Origin of the sequence: Thiohalophilus sp., assembly GCF_031581315.1 — a bacterium.
Classification (GTDB): Bacteria; Pseudomonadota; Gammaproteobacteria; order UBA6429; family Thiohalophilaceae; genus Thiohalophilus.
In genome coordinates this window covers 8755-30179 of the sequence record NZ_JAVLAZ010000005.1, presented here as the reverse complement: position 1 = coordinate 30179, position 21425 = coordinate 8755, and the positions used below count along the sequence as shown (strand labels likewise).

At 55.2% G+C, this 21425-nt stretch carries 23 protein-coding genes; 2 read left to right on the top strand and 21 right to left on the bottom strand.

From position 1 onward, the window contains the following. The 11 genes from RI563_RS01300 to RI563_RS01250 form a co-directional block, all read right to left on the bottom strand. Nucleotides 1-995, bottom strand: a 995-nt coding sequence (locus RI563_RS01300; RefSeq protein ID WP_310692521.1) for a heavy metal translocating P-type ATPase metal-binding domain-containing protein, incomplete at its 3' end; no start/stop codon positions are given. A gap of 10 nt (nucleotides 996-1005) precedes the next feature. Continuing rightward, nucleotides 1006-1830 carry a FixH family protein gene (locus RI563_RS01295; protein ID WP_310692520.1) on the bottom strand — a complete coding sequence of 275 codons (825 nt, stop codon included), beginning with the start codon at nucleotides 1828-1830 and terminating at the stop codon, nucleotides 1006-1008. Nucleotides 1831-1840: 10 nt separating this feature from the next. Then, nucleotides 1841-3247, bottom strand: coding sequence for a cytochrome c oxidase accessory protein CcoG (gene ccoG / locus RI563_RS01290; protein WP_310692519.1), 1407 nt, complete (start codon nucleotides 3245-3247; stop codon nucleotides 1841-1843). Between the two features lie 127 nt (nucleotides 3248-3374). Continuing rightward, nucleotides 3375-4283, bottom strand: a complete 909-nt coding sequence (ccoP, locus tag RI563_RS01285; RefSeq protein WP_310692518.1) for a cytochrome-c oxidase, cbb3-type subunit III — start codon at nucleotides 4281-4283, stop codon at nucleotides 3375-3377. Further along, nucleotides 4276-4452, bottom strand: coding sequence for a cbb3-type cytochrome c oxidase subunit 3 (locus tag RI563_RS01280; RefSeq protein WP_310692517.1), 177 nt, complete (start codon nucleotides 4450-4452; stop codon nucleotides 4276-4278). The genes ccoP and RI563_RS01280 overlap by 8 nt, the downstream gene beginning before the upstream one ends. 38 nt (nucleotides 4453-4490) lie before the next feature. Beyond that, nucleotides 4491-5240 carry a cytochrome-c oxidase, cbb3-type subunit II gene (gene ccoO / locus RI563_RS01275; RefSeq protein ID WP_310692516.1) on the bottom strand — a complete coding sequence of 250 codons (750 nt, stop codon included), beginning with the start codon at nucleotides 5238-5240 and terminating at the stop codon, nucleotides 4491-4493. A gap of 25 nt (nucleotides 5241-5265) precedes the next feature. Next, on the bottom strand, nucleotides 5266-6720 hold the full coding sequence (gene ccoN, locus RI563_RS01270) for a cytochrome-c oxidase, cbb3-type subunit I (protein WP_310692515.1): 1455 nt from the start codon (nucleotides 6718-6720) through the stop codon (nucleotides 5266-5268). A 240-nt stretch (nucleotides 6721-6960) separates the two neighbouring features. Continuing rightward, nucleotides 6961-7884 (bottom strand): heme o synthase, encoded by a 924-nt coding sequence (cyoE, locus tag RI563_RS01265; protein ID WP_310692514.1) that lies wholly within the window; start codon nucleotides 7882-7884, stop codon nucleotides 6961-6963. Then, a complete protein-coding gene (locus RI563_RS01260; RefSeq protein WP_310692513.1) occupies nucleotides 7884-8903 on the bottom strand; it encodes a COX15/CtaA family protein in 1020 nt (339 codons plus the stop codon). Before RI563_RS01260 ends, cyoE begins: the two co-directional genes overlap by 1 nt. A gap of 6 nt (nucleotides 8904-8909) precedes the next feature. Then, the gene (locus RI563_RS01255) at nucleotides 8910-9536 is read right to left on the bottom strand and encodes an SCO family protein (RefSeq protein WP_310692512.1); all 627 of its coding nucleotides are present in this window, start codon (nucleotides 9534-9536) and stop codon (nucleotides 8910-8912) included. Continuing rightward, nucleotides 9514-10254 carry an SURF1 family protein gene (locus RI563_RS01250; RefSeq protein WP_310692511.1) on the bottom strand — a complete coding sequence of 247 codons (741 nt, stop codon included), beginning with the start codon at nucleotides 10252-10254 and terminating at the stop codon, nucleotides 9514-9516. The genes RI563_RS01255 and RI563_RS01250 overlap by 23 nt, the downstream gene beginning before the upstream one ends. 73 nt (nucleotides 10255-10327) lie before the next feature. On the opposite strand from RI563_RS01250, the gene RI563_RS01245 reads away from it, so the two are divergent. Beyond that, nucleotides 10328-10534 (top strand): twin transmembrane helix small protein, encoded by a 207-nt coding sequence (locus RI563_RS01245; RefSeq protein WP_310692510.1) that lies wholly within the window; start codon nucleotides 10328-10330, stop codon nucleotides 10532-10534. Nucleotides 10535-10761: 227 nt separating this feature from the next. On the opposite strand, the gene RI563_RS01240 is transcribed toward RI563_RS01245, so the two are convergent. From RI563_RS01240 to RI563_RS01195, 10 genes are all read right to left on the bottom strand, one after another. Then, nucleotides 10762-11631: a cytochrome c oxidase subunit 3 gene (locus RI563_RS01240; RefSeq protein ID WP_310692509.1), complete on the bottom strand. Its 870-nt coding sequence runs from the start codon at nucleotides 11629-11631 to the stop codon at nucleotides 10762-10764. Nucleotides 11632-11668: 37 nt separating this feature from the next. Continuing rightward, nucleotides 11669-12310, bottom strand: coding sequence for a cytochrome c oxidase assembly protein (locus RI563_RS01235; protein ID WP_310692508.1), 642 nt, complete (start codon nucleotides 12308-12310; stop codon nucleotides 11669-11671). A gap of 169 nt (nucleotides 12311-12479) precedes the next feature. After that, entirely contained in the window at nucleotides 12480-14051 is a 1572-nt protein-coding gene (gene ctaD / locus RI563_RS01230) for a cytochrome c oxidase subunit I (protein ID WP_310692507.1), read from the bottom strand. A 21-nt stretch (nucleotides 14052-14072) separates the two neighbouring features. After that, a complete protein-coding gene (gene coxB / locus RI563_RS01225; protein WP_310692506.1) occupies nucleotides 14073-15212 on the bottom strand; it encodes a cytochrome c oxidase subunit II in 1140 nt (379 codons plus the stop codon). 476 nt (nucleotides 15213-15688) lie between these two features. Then, complete coding sequence (bioD, locus tag RI563_RS01220; RefSeq protein WP_310692505.1) at nucleotides 15689-16381, bottom strand: dethiobiotin synthase; 693 nt, start codon at nucleotides 16379-16381, stop codon at nucleotides 15689-15691. Nucleotides 16382-16389: 8 nt separating this feature from the next. After that, nucleotides 16390-17271, bottom strand: coding sequence for a malonyl-ACP O-methyltransferase BioC (gene bioC, locus RI563_RS01215; protein ID WP_310692504.1), 882 nt, complete (start codon nucleotides 17269-17271; stop codon nucleotides 16390-16392). After that, entirely contained in the window at nucleotides 17261-18058 is a 798-nt protein-coding gene (bioH, locus tag RI563_RS01210; RefSeq protein WP_310692503.1) for a pimeloyl-ACP methyl ester esterase BioH, read from the bottom strand. Before bioH ends, bioC begins: the two co-directional genes overlap by 11 nt. A gap of 3 nt (nucleotides 18059-18061) precedes the next feature. Next, nucleotides 18062-19219, bottom strand: a complete 1158-nt coding sequence (gene bioF / locus RI563_RS01205) for an 8-amino-7-oxononanoate synthase (RefSeq protein WP_310692502.1) — start codon at nucleotides 19217-19219, stop codon at nucleotides 18062-18064. A 187-nt stretch (nucleotides 19220-19406) separates the two neighbouring features. Continuing rightward, a complete protein-coding gene (bioB, locus tag RI563_RS01200; protein ID WP_310692501.1) occupies nucleotides 19407-20381 on the bottom strand; it encodes a biotin synthase BioB in 975 nt (324 codons plus the stop codon). After that, nucleotides 20382-20843, bottom strand: coding sequence for a hypothetical protein (locus RI563_RS01195; protein ID WP_310692500.1), 462 nt, complete (start codon nucleotides 20841-20843; stop codon nucleotides 20382-20384). A gap of 85 nt (nucleotides 20844-20928) precedes the next feature. Between RI563_RS01195 and RI563_RS01190 the strand changes: the two genes are divergently transcribed. Beyond that, on the top strand, nucleotides 20929-21425 hold a 497-nt coding region (locus RI563_RS01190; RefSeq protein WP_310692499.1), incomplete at its 3' end, for a ComF family protein.

Here is a 21425-nt window from a genome sequence, read left to right as displayed (position 1 = left end):
TCCGCCACCCCGACCTGGGTCTCCTCCCCCTGCTCATTCAGCCGGGTGGCCAGTGCCGGCAGCAGGGTGGCGAGATTCTCCACCGCGGCACTGGCGCGCTGGCGAGCCCCCATCTCCAGATAGCGGCTCAACAGCAGGAAAAACACAAACATGGTGGCTGATTCAAAATAGACCTCGCCACTGCGGGTGACTGTGGCGAGGGCACTGGCGATGTAGGTGCCGCCCACGGCCAGCGCCACCGGGACATCCATGCCCAGCTGACGCTGGCGCAGATCCCGCCAGGCGGCGCTGTAAAACGGCCAGCCCGCGTACACGACCACCGGCGTGGCGATAATCAGACTGACCCAGCGCAAAAAGTGCATCATGTCGGAGGACATGCCCTGATCCTCGCCGGCATACAGCGCCACGGCCAGCATCATCACCTGCATCATCCCCAGGCCGGCAATGGCCAGACGCCGCAGGGCGCGGCTGCGCTCGCGCTGCTGGACCTGGGCCTGGCGGTGGGGGTCGTAAGGATGGGCGCGGTAACCGATGGCGCTGATCGCCCTGAGGATGTCGCTCAGCTGGATCTGTCGCTCATCCCAGCGTACGCGGGCGCGCTGGGTACTGTAATTAATGGCAAATTCCAGCACCCCGGGCAGGCTGCCGACATGTCGTTCATTGAGCCAGACACAGGCGGCGCAGGTGATCCCCTCCAGGATCAGGGAAGCTTCGCGCTCCTCGGGTTCGCCGCTGACGAAACGTTGCTGCACTTCGGGCCGATCATAGAGATCCAGCGTCTTCAGCGCTTCGGGCACCAGTTGCGCGGGGTTGGGGGCATTTTCGGTGCGATAGCGATAGAAGTCTTCCAGGCCGGACTCGACAATGGCATTGGCCACCGCTTCGCAGCCGGGACAACACATGGGCCGGGCCTCGCCATCGATCACCGCCTGATAATGGCTGCCTGGAGGAACCGGCTGCCCGCAATGAAAACAGCTGTGATGTTCCCCGGTCATAGCAAACGGCTCAGCGCGCCGCCTCTATCCGGGTGGTCGCCTTGAGCTCATGGAGCTGCTCGCCCCGGCGTATCTGCAGCAGCAATTCCCAGCGTCCGCCTTCGGGCAGGACCGGTTCGGCCAGATAACTGCCCGGCTCGTCGGTCTGCGGCGACATGGCAAAAGGCTGATCCAGCCGGCTGTCACCCGGACGTAAAAAGATACCCTGCACCTCGGCGTCGCTGATCGCTGTGCCATCCCGATCGAGGACCCGCAATTTAAAGGTCGACGCCTGCCCGGCCCGCGCCTCACCCAGCCAGCCTTTTTGAACCTGCCAGCCCCGTTCCTGCTGTTCCTGGAAACGCTGTTGAAACTGGTTGAATTCATCCTGCTCCTTGCGAAAATCACGTGCCACAGTACCGGGAAAATGAGAGCTGACCTCCCCGCCACTGCGCGGTTCGGGCAACAGCCAGCGCGTCGCCTGGCTGTCCAGACCTTTTTGCGCCAGCAGGATATAGACGGAATTGACGGCAATGACGACCATAAAAAAGATCACGATCGCCGCCGGTCCCCAGTGAAACCAGCGACCTGTTTCACCGCTTTCACGGCGTGCATCACGCTGGCTGCTGATGATCCCCAGCACATACACCGTCACCAGATAGACGGCAATATGAATGGCAAATACATCAGCCCCTGGCCAGGTAATGATGACCGTAGGCATGTAAATACCGACCACCAGCAGGGCCGCGACCACCGCCACCATCTTGCCGTCCAGTCGACTGAAGCGATACAGCAGGGCAAAACCAATCGCAATGGCAATGACACCACCGAGCAGGGAATACAGGATATCTGTCATGGCAGTGACCTTAGTCTGTTAGCGGTGTATAGAAAACGGTATCACGTCGGCTCGTCAGCGGTTCTTCACTGTCCATCTGACGAATCACGAATTCGAATGACTGGCGTTCCTGTTCGGCCGTTTCCGGCCGCCGGTTCACCTTGGCGATCAGCTTGAGACTGTGTTCGGGGCTGACCGTCACCTCCCTGTTTTCCCCCAGATCCAGCTCCGCCTGCGGCAGGCCCTCGATACTGATCCGGTAACGGATCGCATCACTGGTTTTGTTATTGATCTTGATCTCGTAACGGTTCTGGATCCGGCCGTCGGAGAGGGTAACAGACAGCGGCTGACGGAACTGGGCAACGTTCAGCTCAACCTTGTCCCGATGCGAGATGGCCCAGGTCAGCAGGCTGATCGCGGCAATCAGCACCAGTGCGTAGCCCAGGTTTTTCAGATTGAAGGGATTACTCTTTTCCCCTTCCAGGGCCTTTTGCGAGGTATAGCGGATCAGACCGCGAGGATAACCGATACTGTCCATGATGGTATCGCAGGCATCGATACACAGGGCACAGGAGATACATTGATATTGCAGGCCGTTGCGAATGTCGATGCCGACGGGGCAGACCTGCACGCAATAACCGCAATCGATACAATCGCCCACCTTGTCGGCAATTCGTGTCTCGCGCTCCATGTATTCTTTGGACGGTTTATGCCGCCCTTGCTCGCGTTCACCCCGTTGCTCGTCATACGCCACTATCAGAGTATCCCGATCGAACATCACACCCTGAAACCGGGCATAGGGGCACATGTAGGTACAGACCTGCTCGCGCGCCAGCCCGGCCATCACATAGGTGGTGGCAGTGAGAAACAGTGTCGTGGCATAAGCCGCGAAGGGGGCCTGCCCCTGGAAGAAATCCAGGGCCAGCTGCGGCGCATCGCCCCAGTAAAGCGTAAACGTCAAACCGGTCACAAAAGCCATGGTCAGCCACAGCAGATGCGTCATCCCCAGTTTGAAAAACTTGGCCATACCCCACGGCGCATTGGCCAGTTTGATTCGGGCGTTACGTTCGCCCTGCACCAGCCGCTCGATCAGAATATAAACGTCTGTCCACAGAGTCTGGAAACAGAAATACCCGCAGAAGACACGCCCGGCAACACCGGTGACAAAAAACAGTAACAGCGCGAATATAACCAGCAGTCCCGCCAGCCAGAAGATATCCTGGGCATAGACCACCAGGTCAAACAGATAAAACCGTCGTCCGGCCAGATCGAACAATATCGCCTGGTCCGGCGCATTTTCGCGCGCCCAGCGCAACCAGGGCAGCAGAAAGTAGACGCCATAGGCGAGCGTCAATATCGCATATTTAATCGTGCGAAAGCGTCCTTTGACCGAACGCGGATAGATTGGAATACGGGCCTGGTATGCGGGTTGTGTCATTCCTGTTTCAATTTGGTGTCAGACATCAACGGTTAATGCCAAATAAACAAAGGGAGGGACGTTCGCTTGTTGCAAACGCGCCCTCCCGCCGGTTGTATTGTGTTGTTTTCGAGTCGGGCAATCGAATCTAGTTTCCGCCGCCCATCTCGTGTACATAGAAAGTCAGGATCTTGATTTCGGTATCCGACAGGCGCTCTTTCCAGGCCGGCATTTCTCGCGATACACCATTACGTACCAGTTTCATCACGGCCTCTTTTTTCGCCTGATTGCCAGCGGTGCCCGGTACATCAACAATGGTCCAGATACTGTCAGTAAGGTTCGCCGAGCCCATCGAGGTCTTGCCCCTGGCGTCTTCTCCATGACAAACCGCGCAATTGGTATCGAAAACCTGCTTCCCGCGCTCGACTTCCCCTGTATCCATATCACGATCGGACAGACTCAGCACATAGGCTGCAACATCGCTGATTTGCTCCTGCGAGAGTTGCCCCTTGAAGCCCGGCATATTGCCCTGACGACCTTCGCGAATACTGTGCTCGATCTGTTCGAATGAACCACCCCACAGCCAGGCATCATCGATCAGGTTCGGGTATTTGCCCATCACGCCGTTACCGCCGGTTTGATGGCAGGCGGCACAGTTATCCGCGAACAGCACCTTGGCCTTTGAGAAGGCGAAACCACTCTGCTCGGGATCGGCCTGAATTTCCTGGTACGAGGCCTGGCTCAACTGTTCCACGTACTTGGCCTGGGCCTCACGGGCTTCCTGCATTTCCTTTTCGAACAGGGCCCGAGTGTTCCAGTGCGTGGTGACTGTCTTTCCGTCCTCAGTGGTATAGGTGATATCGTTCATCACACCCTTGGTATACGTGTCACCAAGGGGCAATGTCGGATAAAGAATCCAGTAAATAATCGCAAACACTACCGTGGCATAGAATGCCCACAGCCACCAGTTCGGAAGCGGATTGTTAAACTCCTGTAGATCACCGTCCCAGGCGTGACCGGTTGTCTGTACTGTCTTCTGGCTTTTGTCTTTACTCATTGTCTGTATCCTTGCGATGGCCTACGTCATCATCTTCAAACGGAATATTCTTGTATGACTCGAGACGGCGACTGCGCTTGCGATTTGTGAAGACATATAAAACGATGCCCACAAATGTAATAAAGAACAGAAGCAACAGGAACGTTTTTGCGTCCCCGGAGTGCACCATCGATTCTATCCAGTCATACATATCAGGTCAGGTCCCTCTCAACGGTACTGTACAAAGTGGCCGTCTTCGAACTCACTGAAGTCCACCATGGTGCCAAGTACCTGCAAATAGGCCACGAGAGCATCCATTTCACTGACAACCATCGGGTTACCGTCGTAGTTACCCTGGCTGGCCTGGGCGACGAGGTTTTCCGTGGCGGCGTTGATATCCAGCTTTTTGGCGACTTCTTCCCCGAAGCGTTCTACATTGGCCTGGTACTCTGCCTCGGTTTCTGAATAAGGTACGCCCACGACTTTCAGCGCACGCATACGATCGGCCACGTCCTTATAGTTCAGCTTGTTTTCCAGTAGCCAGGGATAGTTGGGCATGATCGATTCGGGGACCACCGAACGAGGTGCAACCAGATGCTGGACATGCCATTCGTTGGAGTATTTGTCACCGACGCGCGCCAGGTCTGGCCCGGTCCGCTTGGAACCCCACTGGAAGGGGTGGTCGAACTTTGACTCGGCGGCCAGGGAATAGTGTCCGTAGCGCAAGGCCTCGTCACGGAACGGGCGTATCATCTGTGAATGACAGGTGTAGCACCCCTCCTTCATATACAGATCGCGACCACGCAGTTCGAGTGGTGTGTAGGGGCGCACGGTGTCTTTGCCGGCAACTTTCACCTCTTCCACCGTGTCATCAATCATATACAGCGGAACGATTTCGACCAGACCGCCGATACTGATTACGATCAGCGTCAGGACGATAAGCCAACCGGCATTGGTTTCTATGGTTTCGTGTTTCATTGCTCTTCTCTAATCCTGTTGTTCTTTAGGCCTTGGCCATTTTCGCGGCCAGCTTGGCTTCCAGTTCAGCCCTTTCACGACTTGCCTTGCGGACGGTCATGTAGACATTGAATGCCATCAGGATCATCCCGGCGACAAAGAATGCTCCGCCAATAGCGCGGAATACATACGGCTGGTGCAAGAAGGCAACGGATTCCACAAAGGTGTAGGCCAGATTGCCGTATTCATCAAAGGCACGTAACAGCAGACCCTGGCCAATACCGGCCACCCACATGGCGCTGATGTAGAGCACGATACCGATGGTCGCCAGCCAGAAGTGCAGATAGATCAACCGGTCGCTGTACATTTTGGTTTCCCACAGGCGCGGAATCAGGTGGTACAGGGAGCCGAAGGTGATCATGGCAACCCAGCCCAGTGCACCGGAGTGCACGTGACCGATGGTCCAGTCGGTATAATGCGACAGCGCGTTAACACTCTTGAGCGACATCAGCGGGCCTTCGAACGTCGACATACCGTAGAACGACAGGGCCACGATCAAAAAGCGAATGATCGGATCGGTACGCAGTTTGTCCCAGGCTCCGGAGAGGGTCATGATGCCGTTGATCATCCCGCCCCATGACGGCATGAGCAGCAGGATGGAGAACGTCGCTGCCAGAGTCGAGGTCCAGTCGGGAATCGCGGTCCAGTGCAGATGGTGAGTACCCACCCACATGTACAGGAAGATCAGCGCCCAGAAATGGATGATCGACAGGCGATAGGAATAGACCGGGCGGCCGGCCTGCTTGGGGACGAAGTAATACATCATGCCCAGGAAGGCCGCGGTCAGAAAGAAGCCCACGGCATTATGCCCGTACCACCACTGGGTCATGGCGTCCTGAACACCGGCATGCAGACTGTAGGAAGAGAGACTGAACATGCTGACCGGCACGGCCATGTTGTTGAAGATATGCAGCAGGGCGGTGGCAAGAATAAAGGCGATAAAGAACCAGTTAGCCACATAGATGTGCGGCTGACTGCGACGACGCAGGGTCTGCACGTAGATCCAGAAATAGGCCACCCAGGTGACGGCAATCAACAGATCGATCGGCCAGACCATTTCAGCGTATTCCCGTGCCTGGGTATAACCGAACAGATAGGAGATCGCGGCCAGCGCGATGGAGGCCTGCCAGCCCCAGAAGGTCAGATTGGCCAGACCATCATTATACAGGCGCGCCTGACAGGTCCGCTGCACCACATAGTAGGAAGTGGCAAACAACGCACTCCCCCCAAAGCCAAATATGACCAGTGTGGTGTGTACCGGACGCAGTCGACCAAAGGTGATTTCCGGGATATCGAAGTTCAGAAATGGCCAGGCCAGTTCGGAAGCAATGTACAAACCTGCGAACATTCCCAGCACACCCCAGACAATGGTCATGATGGTGAACTTGCGGACAATATCGTAGTTGTATTGTTCCGCAGCCTGTGCAGTTGAGTGGGCCATATAACGCCTCTTGGTTCTTGGTTGAATCAGGTGATGATAAGGGAGTTTCCCGCCTGCACCGCCACAGGAATCCTGAGAAAATCCCTCGGAAATATCAATATATCAGAATATTGTAATGTATCTGTAAACCGACAGGCAACTGCCGATCATCTCGCTAGTATAGACGTGCCACGCGATTCGGCACCAACCGGAGAGGGTTCAGGCAAAGTCGACAAATTATTGCCTTACTTTTATAGTGGTTTATGGCCAGAAGGCCAGCAGCAACGGAATATAGTGATCGATCAGCAACAGCGCGAACAGCAACATGAGGTAGAGAATGGAATAACCAAACGTCTTGATGGCAATTTTCGGATCCTTGTCCGACTGCATCCGAATGGCGTAATAGAGAAAGATCCCACCGAGGATGAGGGCGCCGATAAAATAGAGCCAGCCGCTCATCCGGGTGGCAAACGGCAACAGCGTCACACCAAACATAATAATGGTATACAGCAGCACATGCAGCCGGGTGAACTGTACCCCGTGGGTCACCGGCAACATCGGTACATTGACCCGGGCGTATTCCTCGCGCTTGTGAATTGCCAGAGCCCAGAAATGGGGCGGCGTCCAGGTATAGATAATCAGAAACAATAACAGGCTGTCGGGATGGATATGCCCGGTCACCGCAGTCCAGCCCAGTACCGGCGGCGCGGCACCGGCGGCGCCACCGATCACAATATTCTGTGGCGTGGCTCGCTTCAGGTACATCGTATAAATAAAGGCATAGCCGATCAGGGACAACAGGGTCAGCACTGCGGTCAGGGGATTAACCAGGTAGACCAGGATCAGCATCGAGGCAACGCCCAGCAGGGCCGAGAACAGCAATGCCTGCTTGTTGGTTATCGTGCCGGAGGGCAGGGGCCGTTTCGAGGTCCTTTGCATTTCGGCATCAATCTTCTGATCCACAATCTGATTGATGGCTGCCGCCGACGCCGCGGCCAGACCGATCCCCAGCGTACCGAAGATCAGCGGCTGCCACGGCACCATCCCCGGTACAGATAGAAACATCCCCACAATGGCAGTGAACACGATCAGAGCCACGACCTTGGGTTTGCACAGGGTATAGTAGTCACACCATAACCGGAAAATATCCGGTCGAACTTCAGACTGTTTAACGGTCTCCCCCATCATGTTCTCCGCGGCTCGAATGCCAGGTGGTTCAGGGTCACCAGAGTCAGCAACAATAACGCACCGACACCGTTATGTGCCACAGCCACTCCCAGCGGCAGGGATAGCAGGACATTAGCAATCCCCAGGCTGACCTGTAGTAACAATACGGCCAACAGGGTCAGGCCCACAGGCTGAAGGTTTTTACCGAAACGACCCAGCAACAGCATCAGTCCCAGTGCCCCCAGGTATAAAAAGGTAACCAGTGCGCCAAGCCGATGGGTAAAATGCACCGTAACCCGCGCAGTATTGCTCATAACACCGCCTTCATAATCCGGGCCGATACCGTGCCAGAATGTAAATGCTTCGCCAAAGTCTGTCTGCGGCCACCACTGGCCCTGACAGGTCGGGAAATCGGTACAATGCAACGCGGCATAGTTGGCACTGGTCCAGCCACCGAGCATAACCTGGACAACCACGATTAACAGGCCGATCAAAGCCAATTTTTTCAGTCGGCTGGCCTGGATCTGTATACCCGGACGCAATCGGGCAAACAGCTTCATATGCCGCAGGGTTATCCACCACAGCAGGGAAAGTGTCGCCATGCCGCCCATCAAATGCAGCATCACAATCACCGGCTTGAGTTTGATGGTGACCGTCCACATCCCGAGCAAGGCCTGGAAAATGATCAATACACTCAAAAACAACGGCAATTTGAAAGACTGTTGCGGATCATGACGGTTGCGCCAGGCAATAAAGGCCAGCGTGAATACCAGCAGGCCAAGAATCCCGGCAAAATAGCGGTGTACCATTTCCTTCCAGGCTTTGTGCGCCTCGACCGGGCGGTCCGGGTACAGCGCGTTAGCCATCTGGACAGCCTGTTCGGTTTTCGGCACGCCCAGGTGTCCGTAGCAACCCGGCCAGTCAGGACAGCCCAACCCGGCATGCGACAAGCGGACATACGCCCCCAACACTACAACACATAAGGCCAGCACAGTGGCAATCAAACCCAACCTGGCAAACAGCGTTTGTTTGTTCATGTTTTATTATCCTGATCGCGCAAATTTCAGCAGCCGTTCCAGATCCCGAATAGCGCCCTTTGGTTCGTAATCCTCGGGATAACTCATCATTAAATAGCCACGAGGGTCAACCAGATACATTGACTGTACTGACGGGCCGGCACCGGTATCATGCTCAAACTGGTCAATCACTTTCTGCAGGCTGGGATCATCGCCATACACGATCTTCAGATCCGGGTGATCCGCCAGTACATTGCGCAGACTTTCTTGCGGCGCACCCTCTGTCGAGATATGAATTCGAACAAGTCGCTGCCGATTACCACCCTGGGCCAGACGAATCTGGCGCATCAGGTACAACTCTTCAACACACTCCGGGTTACAACTCGCGCCACCAAAATGGAGCATCAACCATTTGTCGCGCACATCGGAAAACCGAAAAGATGAACCTTCCTGATCGGTTAGCGCAATATCTTTCAGCTGACGCGGGGGCTGGATAAGGTCACCGTGATTGCGCTCACCGCCTATATCCCATTTATCCAGGTTAAAATACAGCACCAGGACAATAATAATCGGCAAAAAGAACACAGCAACCAGCAACAAGAAATCTCGCCGCCCCTTGTTTCGTTCTGCTTTACTTACGTTCATGTTCTGCATGTTCAATTTTTCTACTGTTGACGAATATAAATATCAAAACCAGAGCCAGCGCCAAAGTAAACCATTGTACGGCATAGCTGGTGCTCTTCTCAGGCGAGCTGCTGATAATCTTCCAGTCCCTGACAAATCCGTGCGGCTCGTTTTCACCCAGTTGCAATATATAAGGATACAGTTTGTGGCCTGTCTGGTTTTCAAGTTCTTCTATATCCAGCCATTGAACCGTCAATGGCCAGCTGGTATCGGTATAACTATGTTCGCCCAGCTTCAGACCGATCTCTGACGGCAATTTCAGACGACCAGACAATTCAACATTTTTTTGCGGGGTCGCAAACTGCGGCAACCTGTCGCGTTGCAAATGCCCGTCAACCCAGCCACGGTTAACCAGGATGTATTGCTCAGTATCACCAATTCGCAATGGCGTCAGAACATGGTAGCCAGCCCGCTTTTGATGGACCTGGTTATCAAGTAATATTTGCCGATCATCGTCAAACTGGCCGCCAAGCCTGACCCGTCGATATTCTATTTGGCCAGTCGGATCCAGACTGGATAATTCCACGGCAGGTCGTGCTTGCTGCTCGGCATAGCGCTGCTCGATTTCCCGTTTTTCCTGCGCGCGATCCAGTTGCCAGAACCCCAGGCGCAATAATATTGGCAACAGGATAATGGTTGCGACTGTCGGCCAAAGGCGCGGTGTGAATTCACGATTGCCAAATTGCATTTTATTACCCGCTGTCCATATGCCCGTCGCGGTATTTTGGGTATACTTTATTCACCAGATAGCGGAGGTAACCATGCTTTTTAAAGCAGTGATCGTCATTGTCCTCGTGCTGATTTTGCTCAGCCTGGCCACCGCCCTGTTTTCCATGCTAAAAGGCAATCAGGACTCCACGCGTACTGTCAAGGCATTGACCCTGCGTATAGCGTTGTCCATCGGGCTGCTGCTATTTATCATGCTCGGACACTCGCTGGGCCTTATTTCACCACACGCGCTGATATAACGCCACGGTGAATTTCCCTTTTTTCTCACGTCTGATATTTTTGTGTAACAGCGACTGACGAGTTTGTTTCGCAAGAATCCACAAATAACCACCGAACCCCGATAATTTGCGGTAACTTTATCCCCTGTCAGGGTATTATCATTTCACTATTTACAGTGGCTGATCGAATTTATATACAAAAAAAAGCGCCGCAATCGCGGCGCCTTCCATAGCCATGTTATCGCTTGCTACAGCCAGTATACAAAGATAAACAGGCCGAGCCAGACCACATCCACAAAGTGCCAGTACCAGGCCGCTGCCTCAAAGGCAAAGTGATGCTTCGCAGTAAAGTGACCCTTTATCGAACGTAACAACATCACCAGCAGCATGATCGCCCCAATCATTACATGCAGACCATGGAAACCGGTCAACATAAAGAAAGTCGAACCATAAATACCGGATGACAGCTTCAGGTTCAGGTCACTATAGGCATGACCATATTCCCAGGCCTGCAATGAAATGAACACTGCACCGAGCAACACTGTCAGGAATAGTCCCGCAATCAGCTGTGTACGATTGTTTTTCTTCAGTCCCCAGTGAGCCCAGGTGACGGTCAGGCCGGACGTCAGCAGGATGATCGTGTTGTAAAACGGGACCCCCCAGGCACCGACAACCTCTTTCGGCTTGTCGAAAGCTTCCTGATTCGGAACATCGATAAGAGGCCAGGCTGCCTGGAAGTTCGGCCATAATAATTCGCCGGTCATGGCATTGTTGCCTGCTCCGTCCAGCCAGGGCAATGCCCATTGCCGTACGTAGAAAAGAGCGCCAAAGAAAGCGGCAAAAAACATCACTTCCGAGAAGATAAACCAGGCCATACCCATGCGGAACGAGGTGTCTACCTGCGCATTGTATTGTCCACCCTCACTTTCGGAGATGACTTTCCCGAACCAGCCAAACATCATCACGATGACAATAATGGCACCGGCAATCATCCACAGGCTGGTGCCACCATGCAGCCACCCGGCAAAACCGGCCAGCATGGTGAACAAACCGACCGAGCCGACAATCGGCCAATGGCTCGGTTCGGGCAAATAATAGCTACCTTGTGCGTGTGACATGGCTACCCCTCTTTTATGCTTATTGTGCTAATTGTTATTAGTTCAAATAGGTCTGGCTGTTAGCAGAAACTGCCACAACACGTTTGTTATTACCTTTCAGCCTGGCGTTTTTCTCAGTATCAAAAAATGTATAACCCAGCGTTATTGTATTGACGTTTTTAGGTAGATCGGGATCCACCACAAACACCAGTGGCATTTCTTTGGCCTCTCCCGGCTGGAAAGTCTGCTGGTTAAAACAGAAACATTCCATCTTCGTGAAATATTTCACTGCCTGAGACGGCGCTAAACTCGGCACTGCTTGTGCTACAACGGTCTGGCCTGTCTTGTTTTTGGCATAAAACTTCACCTGCTTGATTTCACCAGGATGCAGCTTCATGGTCCGGGTCATTGTTTTAAATTCCCAGGCCATGTTTTCATTTAACGTCGTCGTGAACTGTACTGTCACCGTGCGCTCAAGGTCCTTTCTTGTCGCCAGTTCCCGGCCTTTGACGGAGCCTTTTTCCGCGGTATAACTGCCTTCCTGAATCTCAAGAAAGCGGCCATTAATCCCGAAGGCATCACAAACCATGTTGTACAAAGGCACCAGTGCAAACCCGAAACCGAACATCGCAAACACAACAACGGTCAGCTTGCTTATCAGTCGACCATGTGTTTTTTCGGGCTTGTTGTCCTGTGTCATGGCCGATTACCAGTATTTGGCAAAAATCGCGATATAGAACCCCAGGGCAATCAGCACCAGGATTGCAATTGTCGATTTTTTTGCCTTCGCGCGTGCGACATTAATACTCATTATTACTACCTTGTGTAGTCAAACGGAGAGACGATCGTTACCGTCTCCCCGTTCCGACTCATTTAACCTGCGGCGGTGTTTCGAAGGTGTGGTACGGCGCCGGTGAGGGAACCGTCCATTCCAGTCCGTCCGCGCCATCCCAGACCTTGTCGGTGGCTTTTTCTCCACCACGGATGGTCTTGATGAGGATATACAGGAACAACAACTGACTGGCACCGAAGACGAAACCGCCAACCGAGGCCATCATGTTGAACTCGGCGAACATCGGGGAATAGTCCGGAATCCGTCGCGGCATACCGGCCAGACCGACAAAATGCATCGGGAAGAACAGCACGTTAACCGAAATGGCCGACAGCCAGAAATGCCACCTGGCCAGCGTTTCGCTATACATGTTACCGGTCCACTTCGGCAGCCAGTAATACACGCCGGCGATAATAGCGAACACCGCACCGGTTACCAGAACATAGTGGAAATGCGCTACCACAAAATAGGTATCGTGGTACTGGAAGTCGGCCGGTGCAACACCCAGCATCAGGCCGGTAAAGCCACCAATGGTGAACAGGAACACAAAGGCAATGGCCCACAGCATCGGTGCTTCGAAAGTCATGGAGCCTTTCCACATGGTGGCGGTCCAGTTGAATACCTTGACCGCCGTCGGCACCGCAATCATAACCGTGGCATACATAAAGTAGAGCTCACCCGCCAGTGGCATGCCAACCGTGAACATATGGTGTGCCCAGACGATGAACGACAGGAACGCAATCGCCGCAGTCGCATAGACCATCGAGGCATAGCCGAACAACGGCTTGCGCGCAAAGGTCGGAATGATCTGCGAGACCACGCCGAAGGCCGGCAGGATCATAATGTACACCTCGGGGTGACCGAAGAACCAGAACACATGCTGGAACAGAACCGGGTCACCGCCGCCGGCGGCATCAAAGAAGCTGGTGCCAAAGTTGCGGTCGGTCAGCATCATGGTTACCGCACCGGCCAGTACCGGCATTACGGCAATCAGCAGGAAGGCGGTGATCAACCAGGTCCAGACAAACAGCGGCATTTTCATCAGGGTCATGCCTGGCGCCCGCATATTCAAAATGGTGGCGATAATATTGATCGCCCCCATAATGGATGAGAAGCCAAGCAAATGGATTGCAAAGATGAAGAAGTCCGTGCTGGCCGGCGCAAAGGTCGTGGACAATGGCGCATAGAAGGTCCAGCCGAAGGCCGGGCCACCGCCCTCCATGAACAGAGTGCTGACCAGCATGGTGCCGGCGAACGGCAGGATCCAGAAGGACCAGTTGTTCATGCGTGGCAGGGCCATATCCGGCGCGCCGATCATCAATGGGATCTGCCAGTTGGCCAGGCCGACAAACGCCGGCATGACCGCGCCAAATACCATTATCAGACCGTGCATGGTGGTCATCTGGTTAAAGAAGTGCGGATCCACAATCTGCATGCCCGGCTGGAACAGCTCGGCACGGATGACCATGGCCATAGCACCGCCCGTCAGGAACATGATGAAAGCGAACCACAGGTACAGGGTACCAATATCTTTATGGTTGGTAGTAAACAGCCAACGCGTAATACCCGTCGGGTGGTGGTGCTCGTGTGTCGCAGCTACTGTACTCATTCTTATATCCTCCACTACGCCTTAGCGTGCTGCCTTAACGGCTGACGGTTGTACAACACTGGCGTCATTGCCCCAGCTTTTACGTTCATAAGTGATAACCGCGGCCAGATCGGCATCATTGAGCTGTGGACCAAAGGCCTGCATTGAAGTCCCGCTCTTGCCGTTCAGGACTATATCAATATGCCCTTCGGCCGGACCGGTGGCAATCGGTCCATCCACCAGCGCCGGGAACGTGCCCGGAATGCCTTGCCCATTGGCCTGATGGCAGGCCGCACAGTTGGCTTTGTAAACCTCTTCCCCACGGGTCAGCAGTTCCTCCTCGGTCCATTCCCGATCGCTGCCCGCACTGGCTGCTGCCGCAGCTTCTTTTTGTTCAGCAACCCAGTTCTGGTATTCATTCTCGGCAACCACCTTGACTACGATGGGCATAAAGCCGTGGTCCTTGCCGCACAGCTCGGCACACTGACCGCGATAGGTCCCGGTTTCGGTTGCCTTGAACCAGCTCTCATTAATATAGCCGGGAATCGCGTCACGTTTGACACCAAGATCCGGTACCCACCAGGCATGAATCACATCATTGGAGGTAGTCAGTATCCGAACTTTCTTGTTAACCGGAACCACAATCGGCTTGTCGACATCCAGCAGGTAGTTTTCTACCGTGCGCACATCCACACCGGAACCTTTCTGGCGGGCTTCGTTACTGGTCGAATCGAGATTACTGAAAAAGCTAAGCCCCTCGTCCAGGTACTCATACTGCCATTTCCATTGCCAGCCGGTTGCCTTGACAGTCACATCGGCGCTGCTGGTGTCTTCGATCTTGATCAGTGTTTTGGTAGCAGGAATGGCAATCAGCACCAGAACTACCAGCGGGATGATGGTCCAAATAACTTCCACCGTTGTGCTTTCATGGAATTGCGCCGGTTTGGCGCCTTTGGATTTTCGATGTTTGAACAGGGAATAAATCATTACCCCGAAAACGCCGATACCGACAATGGTGACAATCCACAGCACCAGCATATGCAGGCCGTAGATTTCCTTGCCGACGACGGTCACGGTCTCGGACATGTTCAGGCCGTATTCTGCAAACGCGCTGCCGGGCCCCAACAGCAAAACAGCATATAGGAAGCTTCGGAGCTTTCTCGTTATAGTATTTGCCGACATACCTCTACCTCTTCCGGTTGGGATTCACTTGATTTTATTGATTCTGTTTTTTTTACACGCTCATCGCCGCACATGCCTGTCTCTTTAATATTATTGCCAGCGCGAGTGAATAATTTATTAATTTGGAACGTACCTGCCGCTTGTGACTGATTGATTACCTTCTGGCATCAACCCGTCGTTTATTCTTGATTATAAATGCGCTTGTTCCGGCCCGGTCATAGCCGCCCACTAGCACACTGCCTTTTTCAGACTGTATGCATGGTAATCAGGCGTCCGTGGCTCCGCAATAAAAAAGATAGAATGGGCTTATAACAAACAGATATAAAAGCAGCTGCTAATATGTTTATCTTCTAATTAGCTATTTAGCTGTTTTCTGCTAGCAGCCGACGGCCTGTCGTGCCGTCAGTGATGCAAATCGTTTAATAACCTTAACGATCCGCCGGGATATTGCCAAGGAGTTTCACTCTTTAAGAATATTACAACCAGCTTATATAGATGTTTGTGGCCAGCTGCGCCTGTTGCTCCGGGTAGAGCGGCGTGTGTTGATGGGGAATCTGTGCCAGGCAGGGCACAGGGAGGCGAGATTCCAGGGTTTGCAGATTACCCTGTTGTGCGGCAAAAGCGGGATCGATCCCGTTGGCGATCCAGCCGACCACCGGGATATTCTGTTGTTTGATACTTTCTATTGTTAACAGCGCATGATTGAGGCAACCCAGGCGCATACCGACCACCAGCACCACCGGCAACCCCAGCAAGCCGGGCAAGTCGGATACCGACAAACTGTCACTTAACGGCACACGCCAGCCTCCGACCCCTTCCACAATGACCTGATCGCTGTGTTCTTGCAGTTGCGTATACGCATCCACAATCGGCTGGCGCTCGATACGGCACCCTGCCTGGCTGGCAGCCAGATGCGGGGCAATCGGCGGTTCAAACACATACGGATTCACCCACTCGTAGGAAAGATTCATACCGGACTGCTGTTGCAGCTGCAGGGCATCCTCGTTGACCAGTCGCCCATCACGTAACTCGCCACCACTGGCAACCGGTTTCATCCCGGCCACTTTCAGGCCTTTCTGCTGCAGCGCCTCCATCAGCAGGCAACTACAGAAGGTCTTGCCAATCTCGGTATCGGTACCGGTAACGAAGACACCCGGATATTGCGTCATATCGATGTTCACCGCCGTGGGACAAAATTGACCGGCACTTCCTGTGGCACGGCACAACCGGCGCCGGAAGTTTCCATCGCCCAGGCATGGCCATATAACACTTCATAACTGACTGGCAAACGTTGTTCCTGCCGAAACTGTTCATACGCCTCGCTGACCGCCTGCATGCGCCGTTTGCCGGTCAGCCCCCGGGCACGTCCCCGGGTAACGTTATGTGCTCCGATCTGCTTGAGATCGCGCATGATGGAAAACAGATCCGGATAGGTCAATGTCAGCATTTCCATGTCCATAACCGGGTCGCCAAAACCGTGACGCAACAGAGCATCGCCAATATCGTGCATATCAATAAACCGGTTGGTATGTGAGTAAGCATCCACCACCTCGAAGCACTGGCGCAATTCCTGAAGGGTATCCGGCCCGAAAGTACTGAACATTAACAACCCATCGGGCTTCAGCACGCGGCGCATTTCGGCAAAAGTCTGATCCAGATCCACGCACCACTGGATAGCCAGGCTGGAGAAGATCATATCCACACTGGCATCGGCCAGCGGCAGTTGCTCGGCGTCACCGGCCACATAACGAAACCGGCCGCGCAGTTTTTGCCACAAACCTGGTTTGGCTCGCGCCTGATCCAGCATGTTCACGGACACATCCAGCGCCCAGATCTCACTGCCGGGATAACGCCGTGCCAGCGCGGGTAAGGTATAGCCGGTACCACAGCCCACATCCAGCAGGCGTTGCGGAACATGTTTAATGTAATCGAGTCGTTCCAGAATGCGATCAGCCACTTCCCGTTGTAACACCGCGGCCTGATCATAACTTTTCGCGGCACGATCAAATGCCGTACGGGACTGCCGCTTGTCGATTATCTGTGCGTCATTATCTTGCATGTAAAAACATCATCACTTGTTGAGCAAATGTCTGCGGATGGGAGACAAATGGTGCATGTCCCGCGCCCTCGATAATCACGGTCTGACTGTCATCAAACGTATCCGTCAGCGCCGCTGCCGCCGACAGCGGGACCAGCATGTCCTGTTTGCCCATCACCAGCAGCAGTGGCACCCGGCGGATCAGCGATAACTGTTCACGCAAATCCGCCTCTTTCAAAATGGTCAGACCGCTTTGCAGCGCGGTCACGTTGACATCAGCTGTCTCCAGTACCCGCTGGCGTAATGTGCGCAATGCCTCCCGGGCCGACTCACTTCCCTTGACCTGCAGCGCCAGGAAACGTTGCAAGGTCGTTCGATAATCTTCACGTAATTGTTCCGCGAAGCTCTCGAGCAGTTGTGACGGCATGGCATGCGGCCAGTCATCGGTCTGGCTGAAACGCGGGGTACTGGCGACCAGCATCAGTGCCCGAACCTGTTCGGGCCGTTGCACCGCGATCTGCAGGGCCGCCAGACCGCCCAGCGACCAGCCCAGCCAGAAGGCCGGCCCGCTTAAGTGCGGCGAAACGCTCTGCCATATCCGGTCCGCCAGCTGTGTCAGATCAAACTCACTGTCGGCGTGCTGACTTTGCCCATGCCCGGGCAAATCCACCAGATGCAGGCGGTAATGCGACTCTAACGATTCGATCACCCCATGCCAGATACCGCTATGCATGCCCCAGCCATGCAATAACACCAGATCCGGCCCCTGCCCCGTGCGAGTCACCTGAAGAGGAGCGGTATCCGCCATGCTTTATAACACCGTCTCGATAATATCCAGCAGCTGCGTGACATCCGCCGGCTCATGCGCGGCCGAGAAGGTAATGCGCAGACGCGCAGAGCCCCGGGGCACGGTCGGGGGCCGGATCGCGCTGATCAGGATGCCCTGCTGTTTCAACTTCTCGCTCAATGCCACCGCCTGTTCGGTATCGCCGACGATCCACGGCTGTATGGGGGTAGCTGACATTCCCAGCTCCAAACCCAGCTGCGCGGCACCGGCACGAAACTGGTCGATCAACTGATGCAGTTTCTCCCGTCGCCAGTCTTCGGTTTGCACCAGTTGCAGACTGGCCCGGGTTGCCTCGGCTACGGCCGGTGGCAGCGCCGTGGTATAGATATAACTGCGCGCCTGTTGAATCAGGGTTTCTATCAGCGCCTCCTCGCCGGCGACAAAGGCGCCGAAGGTGCCAAACCCCTTGCCCAGCGTGCCGACCAGAATCGGCACATCACTCATTCCCAGGTCATAATGTTCCAGCGAACCCCGGCCGCGGGCCCCGATGACGCCCAGGCCGTGGGCATCATCCACCATCAGCCAGGCATCATGCTGCCGGGCATGTTGCGCCAGTGGCGGCAACGGCGCCAGATCGCCGTCCATGCTGAACACACCGTCGGTGGCGATCAGACGGGTTGTGGCCTTGCTGCTGTCCAGCAACTGCTGCAAGTGCGCACTGTCGGCATGCCGGTAACGTTGCAGTCGCGCGCCGGACAATTGCGCCGCATCGATCAGCGAGGCATGGTTAATGCGATCCTCGAACATCGCATCCTTGCGCCCGAGCAAGGCACTGGCCACACCGAGGTTGGCCATGTAACCGGTGGAAAACAGCAGGGCCCGGGGCCGGCCGACAAACCCGGCCAGTTCCTCTTCCAGCTGATGGTGGGGTCGGGCATGGCCGGTTACCAGATGCGCGGCGCCGCTGCCCACGCCGTACTCATCGACACCGCGTTTGAAGGCCTGTTTGACCTGGGGGTGATTGGCCAGGCCGAGATAATCATTACTGCAGAAATTCAGATACTCACGCCCGTCGATCACCACCCGCGGCCCCTGCGGCCCCTCCAGCACCTGGCGCGAACGATACAAATGCTGCACCCGGCGTTCTTCCAGAGACTGTTGTAATTTCAGAGTATCTACCATTGTTAGAGTTCACTGGGATCAAACGCAGAGTTCGCGGAGTCGCGGAGGCGCAGAGAAACAATATTTTTATTCTCTGACGGCGATAACTGGCTTGTGAATCCCAATCGAAACTTCAATCAAGCTTTACCAGATGTATTACTCCGCGACTCTGCGCCTCTGCGACCTCCGCGTTAATCAACCCTTCTATCTAAATGGCCTGGATGCCGAGTTTGTCGAACAGTTGTGTATCGTGGTCGGCGCCGGGGTTGGGGGTGGTGAGGAGTTTTTCACCGTAGAAGACCGAGTTGGCGCCGGCCAGGAAGCACAGTGCCTGCATTTCGTCGGACATCTCCTCGCGTCCGGCCGACAGGCGCACGTAGGAGCCGGGCATCAGGATCCGGGCCACGGCGATGCTGCGCACGAATTCGATATGATCGAAATCCTCGGCTTCCTGCAGGGGTGTACCTTCGACGCGCACCAGCATGTTGATGGGCACGCTTTCGGGATGTTGTGGCTGATTGGCCAGTTGTTGCATCAGGCGCACGCGGTCATAACGGCTCTCGCCCATGCCGAGGATGCCGCCGCAACAGACATGCATGCCGGCGTTGCGCACGTGTTCCAGGGTATCGAGACGATCCTGGTAGGTCCGCGTGGTGATCACCTCGCCGTAATATTCCGGCGAGGTATCCAGGTTATGGTTGTAATAATCGAGACCCGCTTCCCTGAGCCGTTGGGTCTGGCTTTCGGTCAGCATCCCCAGGGTCAGACAGGTCTCCAGCCCGAGTTCCTTGACCGCCCGGACCATCTCGATGACCGGCTCCAGATCCCGATCCTTGGGGCTGCGCCAGGCCGCGCCCATGCAGAAACGGCTGGAGCCGTTGGCTTTGGCGGCCTTCGCGGATTCGATTACCTCGTCCAGGGGCATGAGCGGTTCGACTTCCAGGCCGGTATCGTAGCGAATACTTTGCGGACAATAGCCGCAATCCTCCGGACATTTACCGGTCTTGATGCTCAGCAGCGTGCTGACCTGCACCTGGTTGGGCTCGAAATAGTGGCGGTGTACCTGCTGGGCATGGAACAGCAGATCATTGAATGGCAGATTGAACAGGCCATCGATCTCCTCGACCTGCCAGTCATGGCGAAGATTGTTATCGATCGTGGTAGCGCTGGCGGTTTGTGACATTTAGTTCTCCCCTTCCCCGTACGTGTCTTGCCAGGGTTCTTGTTGAATGCGATACAGCTCCCACAGCGACCAGGGGATCAGAATCAACGCGACGATACCGCCGGTGATGATCCACAACTGCCACTGTGTGCCATAAAAGGTACCCACCGGGATGACGATGCCAAATGCCCCGTAAAACCGGTAGGCCGCCTGCTGGGTGTAATGGCCGACCCGCTCGTTGGGATGGTGGCGGGCGATGGTGTAAACCGCGATGGAGACGCCAAACCACAAAATCGGCGGCACCACCATCAGAATGAACATGAAAATCAGGGTCATGGCGGGCGGCTCCCCGAGCAGGATCCAGGGCGCCATGATCAGCCCCGGCGCCACGGCAATGATATTGCCGATATTGAACAGGCGCGCCATCCGGCGACAACTGTCAGCACTGATAAAATAGCTTGAAGTGCTGTTTTGCGATTCCACAGCGGATCACTCTCGGCTAGACTGGGGGCAAGGAACCGCATGATAGACACCCCACCGCCGGTGTCAACTCGCAAGGATGCGCAAAGTGAACAACTGGTTAAATTTCGAGCTTTTTCGGCCGATCTGCTGGCTCTGCCATGCACCGCTGGCGCCCGGCCAACCCCTGTGTGCTGACTGTCTTGCCGCCCTGCCTCACAATCAGCATGCCTGCCGCCATTGTGCCCTGCCCACGGCCCCCGGCCAGACCCTGTGCGGCCAGTGTCTGGCCCGGCCACCGCGCTATCAACAGGCGCTGATTCCCTTCATTTACGCACGGCCAATCGACCAGTTGATCACCGCGTTCAAATTTCACCAGCGGCTTCAATATGCCCGCCTGCTGGGCGAACTGCTGGCGGACCGCCTGCCGGAAAAACCACTCTCGACACTGGACGCCCTGTTACCGGTTCCTCTGCATCCGCAGCGCCTGCGCGAACGGGGCTACAACCAGTCCCTGGAGATTGGGCGTTTCCTTGCGCGGCGCTACCAGTTGCCACTGCTGAGGCATCTCTGCCACCGGGTTCGTCCTACCGCCGTCCAGAGCAG